Genomic DNA, 14798 nt, shown 5'->3' on the forward strand with positions numbered 1-14798 from the left:
GACGCGTCCGTGGGGCGCACATAGCGCGCTCCACGGACGCATCCAAGTTCATGAAAGGACGCTGACATGGCGGTCGTGACGATGCGGTTCGACCTGATGGTGCCCGACTTCGCGCCGGTTCCCGCCCGCGACTACTACGTGGCGTGCCTGGAGATGTGCGACTGGGCCGAGCAGAACGATCTCGGATACGTCGTGTTCTCCGAGCACCACGGGCTCGACAACGGCTGGATGCCCGCACCTCTCACGATGGCCGGTGTGGTCACCGGGCGCACGACGACCCTCAACGTCACCGCCGCAGCCGCCCTCGTCACGCTGCACGATCCGGTGCGCATCGCCGAGCAGTTGGCGGTGCTCGACCTGGCGTCGGGAGGTCGGGTGTCGATCGTGGCAGGGATCGGCTACCGCCCCGAGGAGTTCACGATGGCCGGTGTCGAGAAGCGGCGCCGTGGGAAGATCCTCGAGGAGAACCTCCAGGTGATGCTGAAGGCCTGGACGGGGGAGCCGTTCGAGTGGAAAGGCCGCACGGTGCGCGCCACGCCGAGGCCCTTCACGCAGCCGCACCCGATGGTGATGGTCGGCGGCTCCACGGAGGTGGCGTGCCGCCGTGCAGCCAGGCTCGGCCTGCCGTTCTTCCCGGCCGACGTCGATGAGCGCTTCCACGACTGGTACGCCGACGAGGCCGCCCGCCACGGTCAGGAGGGGGGTTTCGTGATCCAGCCCCGGGGCTCGACGTTCGTGTTCGTGACCGACGACGTCGACCGCACCTGGGGCGAGATCGGCCCCTACCTCCTGCACGAGGCGCAGCTCTACGACTCGTTCCAGTCGAGCGACCAGACGTCGGCGGTACACGTGCCGGGGGTCGAGACGGTCGACGACGTGCGGGCGACGGGTGCCTACGACGTGGTCACCCCCGACGAGGCGGTGGCCCTCGCCGAGGAGGCCGGTCCGGCGGGTGCTTTCGTCCTGAACCCGCTGAGTGCGGGCATCCCGCCGGAGATCGGATGGAGATCACTCGAGCTCACGGCCGCCGAGGTGTTGCCCCGCCTCTAGATGTACTCGGCCATGACGTTGGTGACGCGGGGTGATCGATAGCGAAGACCTCCGGGTGCACTGTGGAGATAGCCGTCTTCACAATGTCCGGAGGTCTTCGTGTCTCACCGTAATGCTCGTCTGACGTTCCACGGCCGGCAGTTGCTGGTCCAACGGATCCGCTTCGAGGGCGCGCCAGTCGCGCATGTGGCCAAAGCAATGGGTGTGTCGCGGCAGTGCGCGCACCGCTGGGTGGCCCGCTACGACGCCGAAGGCGAAGCCGGTCTTCATGACCGGTCATCGCGTCCGCACTCAAGCCCGAAACGAACCAGCGTCGAGGTCGAACAACGTGTGCTCTCCGCCCGCCGGGAACGCCGCCAGGGGCCCGACATGTTGGCCCCCGATATTGGTGTCCCGGCCCGCACGATCACCCGGATCCTGCGGCGCCACCAGGTCCCTCGCCTGGTGGAGTGCGACCCGTTGACCGGAGAGGTGATCCGGGCCTCGAAGACGACCGCGGTCCGCTACGAACGATCCAAGCCCGGCGAGCTCGTGCACATGGACGTCAAGAAGATCGGGCGGATCCCCGACGGTGGAGGCTGGAAAGCCCACGGCCGCCACATGGGCTCCACCTCAGCGAAGAAGAAGGCCCGCATCGGGTTCGACTACGTGCACTCGATGGTCGATGACCACTCCCGCTACGCGTACTCCGAGATCCTTCCTGACGAGACCGCTGCGAGCTGCGCCGGGTTCTTCGCCAGAGCCGTCGACGTCTTCGCCGCCGCTGGCATCTGGCGCATCGAACGGGTCATGACCGACAACCACTGGAGCTACACTCGAAGCAACGACCTGGCTGCGAAGCTCGAACGGCTCGGGGCCCGCCACGTGCTCATCAAACCGCACTGCCCCTGGCAGAACGGCAAGGTCGAACGCTTCAACCGCACCCTCCAGACCGAGTGGGCTTATCGGCAAGTGTTCCGCTCCAACGACGAGCGATCCGAAGCGCTGGCGCCATGGCTCGAGACCTACAACACTCGCCGCCGTCACAGCGCCCTCGGGGGCAAGCCCCCGATCAGCCGACTGTCACCAACCTGATGGCCGGGTACATCTAGCTCGTAGTGCGTCACTGAGGTCCGCCCTGCGGACCTCAGTGACGCACTACGACGACCGGAGTTGGTCGGTGTAGGTGTCGGTTCCCGGCACCGTGTGCAGGAACGGGGAGGCGAAGACGACCGCCCCCAGGCCGGACGCCGACAGCTCGTCGCCCAGAGAGGCGTAGCTCTCGTCGAACGCCGCCAGGGGATCTCCGTCCACGAAGGCCAGCTGTACGAAGCGACCCTCACCGACGTCACCCTTCACGTCCTTCGGGGCCTCGTCGCCGAGGGGGATCGGCGTGAAGGTGGCCACGACCTCCGCCGGCACCGGCCGGTCGGCGAACCAGGCATCGACGTCGTCGAGCGTGTGGCCGTCGGAGACCTCGCCCACGACCGCCACGATGCCCGGGAAGCACCGGTCGAGGGCGAGTTCCACCGGCATGCCGTCGTCACCCGGTGTCCGGGATCCGGCGAAGGTGTACATGAGTGTGTGGACATGGTCGCGGTGGGGGAACATGCGGCCGTCGGCATGCAGTCGGTGCACCTGCTCGGTTCCCCACTGGATCCACGACCCGAAGCTGCCGCGCAGGATCCAGTAGAGCGCCAGGTACGAGCCCTGCGACGTGTCGTCGGCGAAGGAGCTCGTCGCCGGGTAGCGGCGGTCCTTGCACTCCCGGGTCGCCACGAAGCGCCCACCCGCGAAGCAATCGGCGCCGATCATGCACCCGGCGTAGAAGTGGTCACGCTCGTACCAGCGGTTGTAGTCGACCTCGTGGCCGACGTGCGGCTCCACGAGCGTGAACAGCATCCCGCCGAGTCGGATCGGCTTCTCCGGCATCAGGTCCCTTCCCTCGTGTCGCGACGACGCGAGCGCGCCGCCGCTTTTCTAGCAGGGACTCAGCGCGGCGCCAGGCAGCTCAGACGCTTCGCCGGACGACCGAGCGACGGACCAGCACCCCGCCACCCACGACAGCCAGGAGCGCGACGAGCGCGATCCCCGCAGGTGACGACCAGGGTCCTGTGGCCGGCAGCGTCGGAGATGCGGACGGTCCCGTTCCCTCTCCCGTGCTGCCGCCGGACGTGCCGTCGCCCGATCCGCCTCCGGGCCCGCTCGGCCCGTCGGGGTCGGGCGGCGTGGGCCCGGGCGGGTCGGGCGGGTCGGGCGGTTCGGGAGGTGCGGCGTCACCGCACACCGAGCCGCCGGGGAGGTCCCAGCCGCCGAGCAGGGAGTCGATCGACGCGATTCCTGTGCTCGAGGTCCGGGCGCCGACGAGCACCGCCGTCTCACCCCCGATGCTTGCGCCGTTCGGGAAGAGGACACCGCACCCGGGGTCGAAGGTCTGGAGCTCACTCCAGCCGGACCCGTCCCAGTACCAGGTGTCGCCACGCGGACCATCGTCGGGTGGCGGCGGTTCGACGCCGATGAACCCACCGCCGACGAGCAGCGCGCCCGGGGGCGACGCGTCGGGGAGGGAGACCAGGGAGCCGTAGATACGGCGGGTCGGGCCGCAGGGAGTTGCAATGCTCGACCCACAGACCTGCGTCCATGTCTCGGCGACGGGGTCGAACGTCCACGTGTCGTCGAAGTAGGTGTCGGCGGGCCCGAAGCCCTGAGATCCGCCGAACATCACGAACCGGGTGCCGTCCCAGGCCATGCTGGCGCCCCAACGGCCGTCCGGGCCGCACGGGTCGGAGGGCGTCATGTCGGTCCCGCAGATCTGTGTCCACGATCCCGAGCCGGCGTCGTAGCGCCATGTGCCGTCGGGGAACAGGTCGCCGCCGTCGAGCGTTGCTCCGCCGAACAGGATGACGTGGGACAGGTCGGCGCTGCTCGCCATCGCGGGGCCCGACCGCCGACCGGGCGCGCATCCGTCGCACACCTGGGTCCACGTCGAGCCGTTCCAGTTCCAGGTGTCGTCGTCCATCGACACCGGCCCGCCGCCGTCGTTGCCGACCCCGATCGGCGAGCCTCCGTAGAGCGTCACACCGGTGCCGGCCGGCGCCATGCCAGAGGCCGAGCGTGGCCCCGGAGCGCACGGGCTGTCCGCGCCCGACACCGTCGTGCCGCAGATCGCGGACCACGAGCCGTTGTAGAGCCACATCGCCCCCGATGCGGGTGAGCCGTTGGGAAGCCCCAGGATGTCGCCACCGTAGAAGACGACTCCCGAGCCGTCGGGGGTGCTGCTGGCGGCGCGCCAGATGGTCCCGTCCTGCGCCAACTCGGTCGGAGTGCCGGGTTGGGCGTAGTCCCAGTCGGCTGCAGCGGCCGGCGACGACAGCGCGACGACGAGCGCAAGGACTGGCATGAATCGTGGCCGGCGACAGCGCATGTCACGTCCGATCTCGAGGTGCTGTCCTATCGGCGCCCGCCCGCGGGGTCTGAACTGATCCGGGCCGCGGTCCCTCGACCTTGGTGGAGACGGTGACCTGCGTTAGATTCGGCCGTTCACAGCCGGTGGGAGCGAAAAGGGGAGCAGTGGGGCGTTTCGACGATCAGGTGGCCATCGTGACCGGTGCCGGCTCGGGGCTCGGGCGTGCCACGGCTCTCCGGCTGTCCTCCGAAGGTGGCGCTGTCGCGTGTCTCGACATCGCCGAGGATGCGGCCGAGAAGACAGCCGCAGAGATCTCCGAGCCGGGACGCACCGCGCGGGCCGTCCCCGTCGACGTGAGCGACCCGGAATCGGTTGCACAGGCTGTGGCGACGACCGCCGCCGAGCTCGGTCGTCCCACGATCGTCGTCAACGCAGCCGGGATCGGACGCTTCGAGCACACCGTCGATGTTCCCTTCGAGGACTGGAGCCGCATCATCGGGGTGAACCTCACAGGGACGTTCCTCGTGTCCCAGGCCGCGCTCCCGCACCTGCTCGACGGTGGAGGTGTGATCATCAACATCGCCTCCAATGCGGGTCTCATGGGCCAGAAGTACTCGGCCGCGTACTGCGCCTCCAAGGGAGGGGTCGTCAACCTCTCCCGCGCCCTTGCCGTCGAGTACAACGGACGCGGTGTACGCGTCACCTGTGTCGCGCCGGGCGGGATGGACACGCCGATGGTCTTGGCCGAGGACACAGGATTCCAACCACCCGCCGGGGTCGACATCGAGCAGTTCCTGCGCGACTTCTCCCACCTGATGAGCCCCCTGGGCAACGCCGCCCCGGAGGAGGTGGCGGCCCTCATCGCTTATGTCGCGTCCGAGGATGCGCGCTACATGACCGGTTCCATCGTCTCGATCGACGGTGGCATCACAGCCTGATGGACACCCGAGCACCGGATTCCTGGCGCGTTCGGGGAACACGAAGGAGCCCCCGATGATCGACGACGCCCGCACGCTGTGGGAGCTGGTCGACCGCCGTGCCGAGCTCACCCCGGACGCCCTTTTCGCCGTCGACGAGGACGAGCGGCACATGAGCTTCAGTGAGTACCGCGCAGCGGCCGAGCGTGCCGCCGCAGGGCTGGCCGGCGTCGGGGTCGCCGAGGGAGCACCCGTGTCGTGGATCCTCCCCACGTGGATCGAGTCGGCCGTACTCGTCGCAGCCCTGGCACGTCTCGGTGCGGTGCAGAACCCGATGCTGCCGATCTACCGCGAGCGGGAGGTCGGTTTCATCACCCGTCAGACGGGCGCGTCGCTGCTGATCTGCCCGTCGGAGTGGGCGGGTTTCGACTTCGAGGGGATGTCCCGTGGCATCGCCGGCGACGTCGACGGGCTCGAGGTGCTCGTTGCCGACCGCACACTGCCCGAAGGCGATCCTGCATCGCTGCCTGCGCCGCCGCCGGTCCACGACTCCCGCGACGACGACCCCGTCCGCTGGGTGTTCTACACGTCCGGCACGACGGCCGACCCCAAGGGGGCCCGCCACACCGATCGCACCGTCATGCACTCGGCCTACGCCATGGTGAAGGCCCTCGAGCTCACACCCGACGACCGCAACGCCCTCGTGTTTCCCTTCACCCACATCGGTGGGATCGGCTGGCTCGATGCCGGGCTCATGGTCGGGTTCCCACAGATCGTGATCGAGGCGTTCAACCCGGCCACGACGATCCCGGTTCTCGCCCGCGAGCACGTCACGATCGCCGGGGCGGGCACGCCGTTCCACATGGCCTACCTCGCCGCGCAGCGGGAGGACCCCGACGAGCCCATCTTCCCCGACGTCCGGGCGTTCCCGGGGGGCGGTGCGGCGAAGCCCCCGCAACTGCACGGTGAGGTCAAGGCCGAGCTCGGCGGTGCCGGTGTCGTGTCGGGCTACGGGCTCACCGAGTGCCCGATCCTGGCGATGGGGTCGATCCACGACCCCGACGAGAAGCTCTCGCTCACCGAGGGGCGCCCGACCCCGGGAGTGGAGGTCCGGATCGTCACCCTCGACGGCACCGACGCCGGCACCGGGGAGGAGGGGGAGATCCGCGCCAAGGGCCCGCAGCTGTTCCGGGGCTACCTCGACAGCTCCCTCGATGCCGACGCCTTCGACGACCGGGGCTTCTTCCGCACAGGCGACCTGGGGAACCAGGACGACGAGGGCTACATCTCCATCACCGGGCGCCTGAAGGACATCATCATCCGCAAGGGCGAGAACATCTCCGCCAAGGAGGTCGAGGACCTGCTCTTCGACCATCCGGCCGTGGCCGATGTCGCCGTCATCGGCCTGCCCGACGCGACATCGGGCGAGCGAGCCTGTGCAGTGGTGGTGGTCGAGGACGGAGCCGAGCCCCCCACACTCGACGGCCTCTTCCGGTTCCTCACGGACGCGGGCCTCACGTCACGCAAGGCTCCCGAGCAACTCGAAGTCGTTGCCTCGCTGCCGCGCAACCCCACCGGCAAGGTCCTCAAGCACGAGCTGCGCGAGACCTTCACCGACGAGGGCTAGCGCGTCCCGTGCCGCTCAGCGAGGAGCTACGGGCGCTCGCCGCACGGGTCTCGAACACCGGGCGATGGGGCGCCGACGACCAGCGGGGAACCCTGAACCTCATCACGCCCGACGCCGTGAAACGGGGTGCGGGCGCCGTGCGCGACGGGCGGACGTTCTCCCTGGCGATGCAGTTCCACGCGGAGGGTCCACAGACCGGCGGCGTCCCCGGGCGCGTCAACCCCGAGATAGAGGTGCTCGCCGCCGGGATGTCGGTCACCGGCGACCCCGGCGACTTCACGACGACCGACGAGGTGGTGCGGCTGGGGACGCAGGCCTCCACCCACTGGGACGCCCTGGCGCACGTGGGCTACGACGAGCGCCTCTGGAACGACACGTCGCTCGACGTCGTGACCGGTGCCGGCGCCGTGAGGCTCGGAGCCGAGCACCTGGGCTCGGTCGTGACGCGCGGCGTCCTCCTCGACGTCGCTCGCACGCACGGCGTCGACCGACTACCGGGCGGATACCCGATCACCGACACGGACCTCGATGCCGCGCTCGCGGCCACGGGGCTCGGTGTCGAACCCGGCGACATCGTGCTGATCCGCACCGGTCAGCCGCAGACGCTCCGACGTGACGACCCCGAGACCGACGATCCGTCGACAGCGCCGCGCCTGGCCCGCCAGGGCGACGACGACCTCTACCGCACCGACACGGCGGGTGTGGGCGTCGCGGCCATCGAGTGGTTCGCACGCCACGACGTGGCGGCCGTCGCCACCGACACGTTCGTGTTCGAGGTGTGGCCGTGCGAGGATCCGGCGGTGCTGCTACCCGTGCACATGATCGACCTGCGCGACGTGGGTCTCGTCCAGGGCCAGCTGTGGTACCTCGAGGACCTCGCGGACGACTGTGCCGCCGACGGGCGCCACGAGTTCCTCCTCAGCGCCACCCCTCTTCCGATCACCGGTGCCGCCGGCGCCCCGGTTGCACCGACGGCGGTGAAATGATGGGTACGGCGGTCGTGACAGGAGCGGCCGGGGGACTGGGGCGAGCGGTCGTCGACCGGCTCGGGGTGGAGCACCGCGTCGTCGGTGTCGACGTCCGCGACGCCGAGGTGATCGCCGATCTCTCGGACGCCGACGGACGTCGCCGAGCGGTGGACGAGGCCCGTGCTGCTGCCGACGGGTCCATCGACCGCCTCGTGTGCGCGGCCGGGCTCGGTCCGACGCAGCCCGATCGGGGAATGCTCCTCGCCGTCAACTACTTCGGTACCGTCGAGATGCTCGACACCCTGGCGGGCGACCTCGTCGCAGCGGGGGACGCACGAGTCGTGCTCGTGTCGTCGAACAGCACGACCCTCGACCCGACGGTCGACGAGGAGCTCGTGGAGCTGTGCCTGGCGGGCGACGAGCCGGCAGCACGTGCCCGTGCCACCGAGCTGGCCGGCCACACGGTCTACGCCACGTCGAAGCTGGCCGTGACGCGCGCGATGCGCCGACGCGCTCCGGGGCTCGGTGAACGGGGAGTCAGGCTGAACGCCGTGGCGCCGGGTGCCTTCGAGTCCCCTCTCCTGGACCGGACGATGGACGACGAGATCCTGGGGGCCGCGACGAGAGACCTGCCGATTCCCCTCGGGCGCCCGGGGACACCCGTCGAGATCGCCGACGTGATCGCGTTCCTGCTGTCCGACGCCGCGTGTTACGTGCAGGGAGCCAACGTCTTCGTCGACGGCGGCACCGACGCCGTCGTCCGTCCCGACGGTCCGTAGCGCTCGGCAAACGACGCGTCAGTGCAGCTACATGTGGCACCTCATGACGCATCGAGGTCCGGCGCCGCATCGAGCGGTCAGGTCCCGACCAGGAGCCGGCCCAGGGAGACGTCGTCGTTCGAGGCCACGATGATCGCCGCGACAATGGTGACGGCGAGCAGGCCGATCCCCACCCAACCGAGCACGATGGCGGCTATGGCCATGCCGCGACCTGTCTGCCAGCCATTCGACTCGTCGATCTGCCCCTTCGAGATGTACCCGAAGATGAGAGCGAGGACCGATCCGACCCAGTAGATCCAGAGAATCCCGAGGATCATGCCTGCGATGGCGAGCCCGTTGTACCTCGGCGTCACCGGTGAGTACGCCTGCGGTGGCTGCCGGGGTGCAGCAGGTGGCGGCGGCAGTCCGATCGGATCGGACGGCGGGGGTTCGCCGGCGTAGGAGTCATCGTCGGGCATGGCTCGCTCCTCACACATGGTGTCCGCTTCGGCGCCGCGATCCAATCTACGGCTTCCGTGAGCCATCCGCCGCCGTGCCGGGATGCGGTCCGAGGTCCCGGTGCTCCCTACCACGGGGCGGCGCCACCTACCCTTGTGGAAATGCGTCGCTTCCCCGTGGCCGCTTCTCTCCTGGCGTCGGTCCTCCTCCTCGCCGCGTGCAGCAGTGATGGCGACGACGAGGGCTTTATCGATTCCCTCCTGTCGAGCTCGTCGACGACGTCGTCCACGACGTCGTCCACGACCAATGACACAGCGACGCGCGGGTCGATCGACTGGGAGGATTGCGGTGGAGGGTTCCAGTGTGGCGCACTCACCGTTCCCCTCGACCACGAGGTGCCCGACGGCGACACGATCTCGATCGCGCTGATCCGGCTTCCCGCCGGCGACCCCGACGAGCGCATCGGCTCACTCCTCGTCAATCCCGGGGGACCGGGTGCATCGGGAGTGGATCTCGCGGTGCAGTCCGAGGACGTCTTCGGGGCCGAGGTTCTCGACCACTTCGACATCGTCGGGTTCGACCCCCGGGGGGTGGGATCGAGCACACCCGTGGAGTGCCCGTTCGACCTCGACCGGCTCTTCGCTCTCGACACGACCCCCGACGACGACGACGAGTTGGCCGAGCTCCGCTCGGTGTCGAAGGAGTATGCCGACTCGTGCGCCGAGGCGAGCGGATCACTGCTCGAGTACGTGAGCACACTCGACGTCGCCCAGGACATGGACCTGATCCGGGAGGCACTCGGTGAGGAGCAGATCAGCTACGTCGGCTTCTCGTACGGCACGTACCTCGGCGCTCTGTACGCAGAGCTCTTCCCCGAGCGGGTCCGTGCGTTCGTCCTCGACGGCGCGGTCGATCCGACGTTGAGCGACGAGGAGGGGGCCGTCCAGCAGTCGCTCGGCTTCGAGATGCAGTTCGAGGAGTTTCTCGACTGGTGCGCGGGTGACAGCTCCTGCCGATTCAACTCGGACGGTGATCCCGAGACGGCCTACGACGACCTGATGCGGGAGATCGACAACGAGGGAATCGAAAGCTCTGACGGGCGCGTTCTGGGCCCCGGCGAAGCCGACATCGCTGTCGTCACCGCTCTCTACAACGGCGAGCGCGGCTTCACGGTACTGGGCGATGCCCTCGACGCAGCGGAGGACGGCAACGCCGATCCCCTCACGATCCTCTTCGACAGCTATGTCGGTCGGGACGGCTTCGGTTCCTACGACGGTTCGCAGGCGGCGTTCCAGGCCATCGGCTGCGTGGACGGCACGTCCACGACGACGCCCGAGGAGCACGACGACCTGGCTGCCCGCGTGGGTGAAGCCGCGCCCCGGTTCGGTGAGTCGGGTGTGAATCTGGGCTATCCGTGTGTGTACTGGGCCGCGCCGCCCGACGGGTGGGAGGGCCCGGTCCACGCCTCGGGAGCGCCGCCGATTCTCGTGATCGGCACCCGCGGCGACCCGGCCACACCGAAGGAGTGGGCCGAGTCTCTCGCCGAGCAGCTCGAGTCGGGTGTGCTCCTGCGCCTCGATGCCCGCGGCCACTTGGCATACGGCCTCGGGCACTCCTGTATCGACAGTGCCGTCGACGACTACCTGATCGACCTGACGGTGCCCGACGACGGCATGACCTGCGACCCGTAGCACGTGTCGCAGGACCGGCGACGGGAGCCGTAACCTGCTGCGCCGATGGACCTGCGCTACACCGACGCCGACGAGGCGTTCCGTTCCGAGCTGCGGGCGTGGCTCGAGGCCACCCTCCCGGGTCTGCCCGAGCTCCCCGGCCGTGACGCGTGGGACGAGCGCCGTCGCTACGACACCGACTGGCAGCGGCGTCTCCACGATGCCGGGTATGCCGGGCTCAACTGGCCGGTCGAGTACGGCGGCCTCGGGGCGTCGCCGTCGCAGCAGCTCATCTTCCTCGAGGAGACGACGCGGGCCCGTGCCCCCTACGTGGGAGCGAACTTCGTCGGCACACTCCATGCGGGCCCGACACTGATAGCCGAGGGGAACGACGAGCATAAGTCGCGCTTCCTCCCGAAGATCCTCAGGGGTGACGAGGTCTGGTGTCAGGGGTTCTCCGAGCCCACCGCCGGCTCCGACCTGGCGTCGCTGCGCACCCGGGCCGTGCGTGACGGCGACGAGTACATCGTCAACGGCCAGAAGATCTGGTGCAGCATGGCGAACATCGCCGACTTCTGCGAACTGCTCGTCCGCACGGACCCCGACGCCAGGAAGCAGGCGGGCATCACGTGGCTCATCCTCCCCATGGACTCCCCGGGCCTGGAGATCCGACCCATCGAGACCCTCGCCGGATCGTCGGAGTTCTCCGAGGTCTTCCTCGACGACGTCCGCATCCCGGTCGCGAACCGGGTGGGTGACGAGAACGACGGGTGGCGCATCACGCAGGTCACGTTCTCCTTCGAGCGCGGCACGGCGTTCGTGAGCGAGCTGGTGGATGCGCGTCGCCTCGCCGAAGAGTTGGCCCACCTGGCCGCCCGACTTCCGCGCGGTGCGCGGACCGCATGGGACGACGCCACGCTCCGGCGGGAGCTCGGGCACGTCACCGCCGAGCTCGACGCACTGTGGGCGCTCACGAAGCGCAACGTCTCGCAGTCCGAGCGCACCGGCGCTCCGGGGCCGGGGTCGATGATGATCAAGCTGGCCTACAGCGAGGCTCGCCAGAGGCTCGGTGACCTGTCGCTGGCCGTCCTCGACCGCGGCTCACTGGCGTTCGGCGACACCGTCGTCGAGGGAGCCGACGAGCTCCTCGAGGAGCGGCTGCGCACGCTCGCCCTCACGATCGCGGCCGGGACGTCCCAGATCCAGCGCAACATCATCGCCGAACGCGTTCTCGGCCTGCCGAGGAGGTAGCGGGCGTGCCGACCGGGTGGGAGACAGCATGGACTTCGAGCTGAGCGCCGACCAGGAGGCGTTGCGCGACGGGACCGCCGAGCTGCTGGCCGGGCGTTTCGACATGGGCCGCGTCCGCGCGTGCGCGGATCTACCGGGTGCCGTCGACCGCGATCGTTGGCGCGAGATCGGCGAGGCCGGCGTCTTCTCGCTTCGCCGTCCCGAGTCGGACGGCGGGCTCGGGCTGGGAATGGCCGACGCCGCTGTCGTCTTCGAGGAGCTCGGCGCCGCGCTCGTTCCGGGCCCTCTCGTCTGGACGGAGATCGCGGCCGGTGAGGTCGACGGGGCCGCGTCGGGCGATGTCGTGGTCGGTGGCGTCGAGGAGGCCGGGGAAGAGGGGTCGCCCACGGTCATCGAGCATCTCGACGGTGTCGACGTCCTGATTCGACTCGGAGGCGACGGTGCCGTCTCGATGATCGACCCCGCCGATGTGGCGTCGACCCTCCTCGACCGTCCGTTCGACCCGCTCACACCGGTGTCCTGTGTGGACGTCTTCCCGGAGGGAATGGCACTCGACCTCGACCCCGCCACCGTCCGGCGCGACGGAGCGGTCCTGACAGCCGCCTACCTCCTCGGTATGGCGAGGGCCATGAGCGCGTCCGGGGTCGGCTACGCCCTCGAGCGGGAGCAGTTCGATCGGCCCATCGGATCTTTCCAGGCCGTGAAGCACCTCCTCGCCGACACGGCCGTACGAGTGGAGGTGGCTCGCGCCGCCGTCCAGGCGGCAGCTCTCCACGTCGACGACCCGGACCTCGGCGACATCGACCGTGCGGTGTCAGGCGCGAAGCACCTCGCCGGGGAGGCAGCCATGGCCAACGCCCGGACTGCGATGCAGGTGCACGGGGGTATGGGGTTCACGTGGGAGGTCGACGTCCACCTGTACATGAAGAGGGCGTGGGTTCTCGACACGGCGTTCGGGTCGACGGCTGACCACGCCGACGCGGTCGCGGCGTCGCTGGCACCGTCGTTGTAGGAAGGCGGGGAGCACCGCCCCGTTGCGACCGGCAGGTCTAGCATCGGTGGATGCCCCGGGAACCGACCACTGTCCTCGGTGCGCTGGCCACGCGCCTCGACCGCGATCCCGACGGTCCGTATCTCGACATCTCCGGTGAGGTGTTCACGGCTCGCGACATCGACGAGCTGAGCAACCGGTGTGCCCATGTCCTCGGTGACCTCGGTGTCGGGAAGGGCGACCGTGTTGCCTCGCTCCTGGAGAACGTCCCCGAACAGGTCGTGACGTTCTTCGCGACGGCGAAGCTCGGCGCGATCGCCGTCCCCGTGAACACGGCGTACAAGGGGGAGTTCCTCCGCCACCAGCTCACCGATTGCGGCGCACGGGTCATCGTCATCGCCGCCGATCTCGCCGGCCGCTTGTCGGAGCTGGGGGGAGGGGAGCTCCCCGACCTGGAGGCCGCCGTGACCGTCGGACCCGCCGATGCCGCACCAACCGGGATCAGCGGCGTGGCGACGAGCCCGTGGGCCGCGGTCATGGAGACTGCGCCGTCACGACCTCCTGCCGAGGTCGACGTCACGCCGGCCGACCTCGCGTGCCTCGTGTACACGGCGGGGACCACCGGTCCCTCGAAGGGCTGCATGCTGCCCCACAACTACGTCGTCAGCCTCGGTGATCAGGTGGCGCGTGCGTGGGGCAGACAAAGTGACGACATCGTGTGGACACCGCTGCCGCTGTTCCACTTCAACGCCATTGCGATCTGCGTCGTGGGGACGCTTGTCGCGGGGGGTTCGGCGGCGATCGCCCGCCGCTTCTCCGTGACACAGTTCTGGAGTGAGGTCCGGCGGACCGGGGCCACCATGCTCTCGCTGCTCGGCCCCCTGGCGATCATGGTGCAGACCGGCAGTGAGGCGGCGGACGCGCACGGACACTCGGTGCGCCTGATGGCCGCGGCCCCGCTCGGTCCCGAGACCGACCGATACTGGCGGGAGGTTCTCGGGATCCGGACCTTCTCGGCCGGGTTCGGCCTCACGGAGGCCTCGCTGCTCGCCTTTCTCCCCGCTGGTGAGACCAACGCCCCCGGAGCAGCGGGACGGGTCAACCGCGATGACTTCGAGGTCCGGATCGTCGACGACACCGACGAGGAGGTCGACACGGGATCCGTGGGGGAGATCGTGGCGCGCCCTCGCCTGCCGAACACGATGTTCGCGGGCTACTGGAACAGACCCGACGCCTTCGCTGCCGTCACGTCGAATCTCTGGTTCCACACGGGCGACCTCGCCCGGGTCGACCACGACGGCTTCCTCTACTTCGTCGACCGCAAGAAGGACTACCTCCGCCGTCGGGGGGAGAACATCTCCAGCTTCGAGTTGGAGAAGACCTTCCTGGCCCACGACGCCGTACGCGACGTCGCCGTCCACGCGGTCCCCAGCGACGTCGGGGAGGACGACGTGAAGGTCACCGTGGTCCTCGACGATGACGCCGACGTCGACGAGGAGACCCTCTGCCGCTGGTCGGCGGAGCGCCTGCCCTACTTCGCCGTGCCCCGGTACGTGGAGTTCCGCGCGGAGTTGCCCCGGAACCCCGTGGGCCGGGTCCTGAAGTACACGTTGCGTGACGAGGGCGTCACAGCCGCCACGTGGGACCGGGAATCGGCGGGTTTCGACCCGGGGCGCTGACCTGCCCGGGCGAGGGCGTCCCCCGAGCCGGCCCGGAAGCGTC

At 69.5% G+C, this 14798-nt stretch carries 13 protein-coding genes; 10 read left to right on the plus strand and 3 right to left on the minus strand.

The genetic code is table 11. The annotated features are described in order from the left end of the window. The first annotated feature begins 66 nt into the window (after positions 1-66). Both R3A49_01315 and R3A49_01320 read left to right on the plus strand, forming a co-directional pair. Positions 67-1050 (plus strand): LLM class flavin-dependent oxidoreductase, encoded by a 984-nt coding sequence (locus R3A49_01315; protein ID MEZ5169370.1) that lies wholly within the window; start codon positions 67-69, stop codon positions 1048-1050. Between the two features lie 99 nt (positions 1051-1149). Beyond that, a complete protein-coding gene (locus tag R3A49_01320; protein ID MEZ5169371.1) occupies positions 1150-2124 on the plus strand; it encodes an IS481 family transposase in 975 nt (324 codons plus the stop codon). A gap of 63 nt (positions 2125-2187) precedes the next feature. On the opposite strand, the gene R3A49_01325 is transcribed toward R3A49_01320, so the two are convergent. After that, positions 2188-2961 (minus strand): hypothetical protein, encoded by a 774-nt coding sequence (locus tag R3A49_01325; GenBank protein ID MEZ5169372.1) that lies wholly within the window; start codon positions 2959-2961, stop codon positions 2188-2190. A 79-nt stretch (positions 2962-3040) separates the two neighbouring features. After that, the gene (locus tag R3A49_01330) at positions 3041-4429 is read right to left on the minus strand and encodes a hypothetical protein (protein ID MEZ5169373.1); all 1389 of its coding nucleotides are present in this window, start codon (positions 4427-4429) and stop codon (positions 3041-3043) included. Positions 4430-4599: 170 nt separating this feature from the next. On the opposite strand from R3A49_01330, the gene R3A49_01335 reads away from it, so the two are divergent. The 4 genes from R3A49_01335 to R3A49_01350 are packed head-to-tail and all read left to right on the plus strand — an operon-like array spanning position 4600 to position 8726. Beyond that, a complete protein-coding gene (locus tag R3A49_01335; protein ID MEZ5169374.1) occupies positions 4600-5373 on the plus strand; it encodes an SDR family oxidoreductase in 774 nt (257 codons plus the stop codon). A 55-nt stretch (positions 5374-5428) separates the two neighbouring features. Continuing rightward, positions 5429-6979 (plus strand): AMP-binding protein, encoded by a 1551-nt coding sequence (locus R3A49_01340; GenBank protein ID MEZ5169375.1) that lies wholly within the window; start codon positions 5429-5431, stop codon positions 6977-6979. An 8-nt stretch (positions 6980-6987) separates the two neighbouring features. Continuing rightward, positions 6988-7965, plus strand: a complete 978-nt coding sequence (locus tag R3A49_01345) for a cyclase family protein (protein MEZ5169376.1) — start codon at positions 6988-6990, stop codon at positions 7963-7965. Beyond that, a complete protein-coding gene (locus R3A49_01350; protein ID MEZ5169377.1) occupies positions 7965-8726 on the plus strand; it encodes an SDR family oxidoreductase in 762 nt (253 codons plus the stop codon). Before R3A49_01345 ends, R3A49_01350 begins: the two co-directional genes overlap by 1 nt. 77 nt (positions 8727-8803) lie before the next feature. Here the strand turns inward: R3A49_01350 and R3A49_01355 are convergent, their stop codons facing one another. After that, positions 8804-9184: a DUF4190 domain-containing protein gene (locus tag R3A49_01355; GenBank protein MEZ5169378.1), complete on the minus strand. Its 381-nt coding sequence runs from the start codon at positions 9182-9184 to the stop codon at positions 8804-8806. A gap of 156 nt (positions 9185-9340) precedes the next feature. Between R3A49_01355 and R3A49_01360 the strand changes: the two genes are divergently transcribed. Genes R3A49_01360 through R3A49_01375 form a run of 4 tightly spaced genes read left to right on the plus strand, consistent with a single transcriptional unit; the run spans position 9341 to position 14755 of the window. Then, complete coding sequence (locus tag R3A49_01360; GenBank protein ID MEZ5169379.1) at positions 9341-10855, plus strand: alpha/beta hydrolase; 1515 nt, start codon at positions 9341-9343, stop codon at positions 10853-10855. A gap of 45 nt (positions 10856-10900) precedes the next feature. After that, positions 10901-12085, plus strand: a complete 1185-nt coding sequence (locus R3A49_01365) for an acyl-CoA dehydrogenase family protein (GenBank protein ID MEZ5169380.1) — start codon at positions 10901-10903, stop codon at positions 12083-12085. A gap of 28 nt (positions 12086-12113) precedes the next feature. Then, the gene (locus R3A49_01370) at positions 12114-13097 is read left to right on the plus strand and encodes an acyl-CoA dehydrogenase family protein (GenBank protein ID MEZ5169381.1); all 984 of its coding nucleotides are present in this window, start codon (positions 12114-12116) and stop codon (positions 13095-13097) included. Positions 13098-13147: 50 nt separating this feature from the next. Next, positions 13148-14755 carry an AMP-binding protein gene (locus tag R3A49_01375; GenBank protein MEZ5169382.1) on the plus strand — a complete coding sequence of 536 codons (1608 nt, stop codon included), beginning with the start codon at positions 13148-13150 and terminating at the stop codon, positions 14753-14755. Positions 14756-14798 lie beyond the last annotated feature (43 nt).

The sequence above is a fragment of the Acidimicrobiia bacterium genome, from assembly GCA_041394025.1.
Taxonomy (GTDB): domain Bacteria; phylum Actinomycetota; class Acidimicrobiia; order IMCC26256; family JAOSJL01; genus JAOSJL01.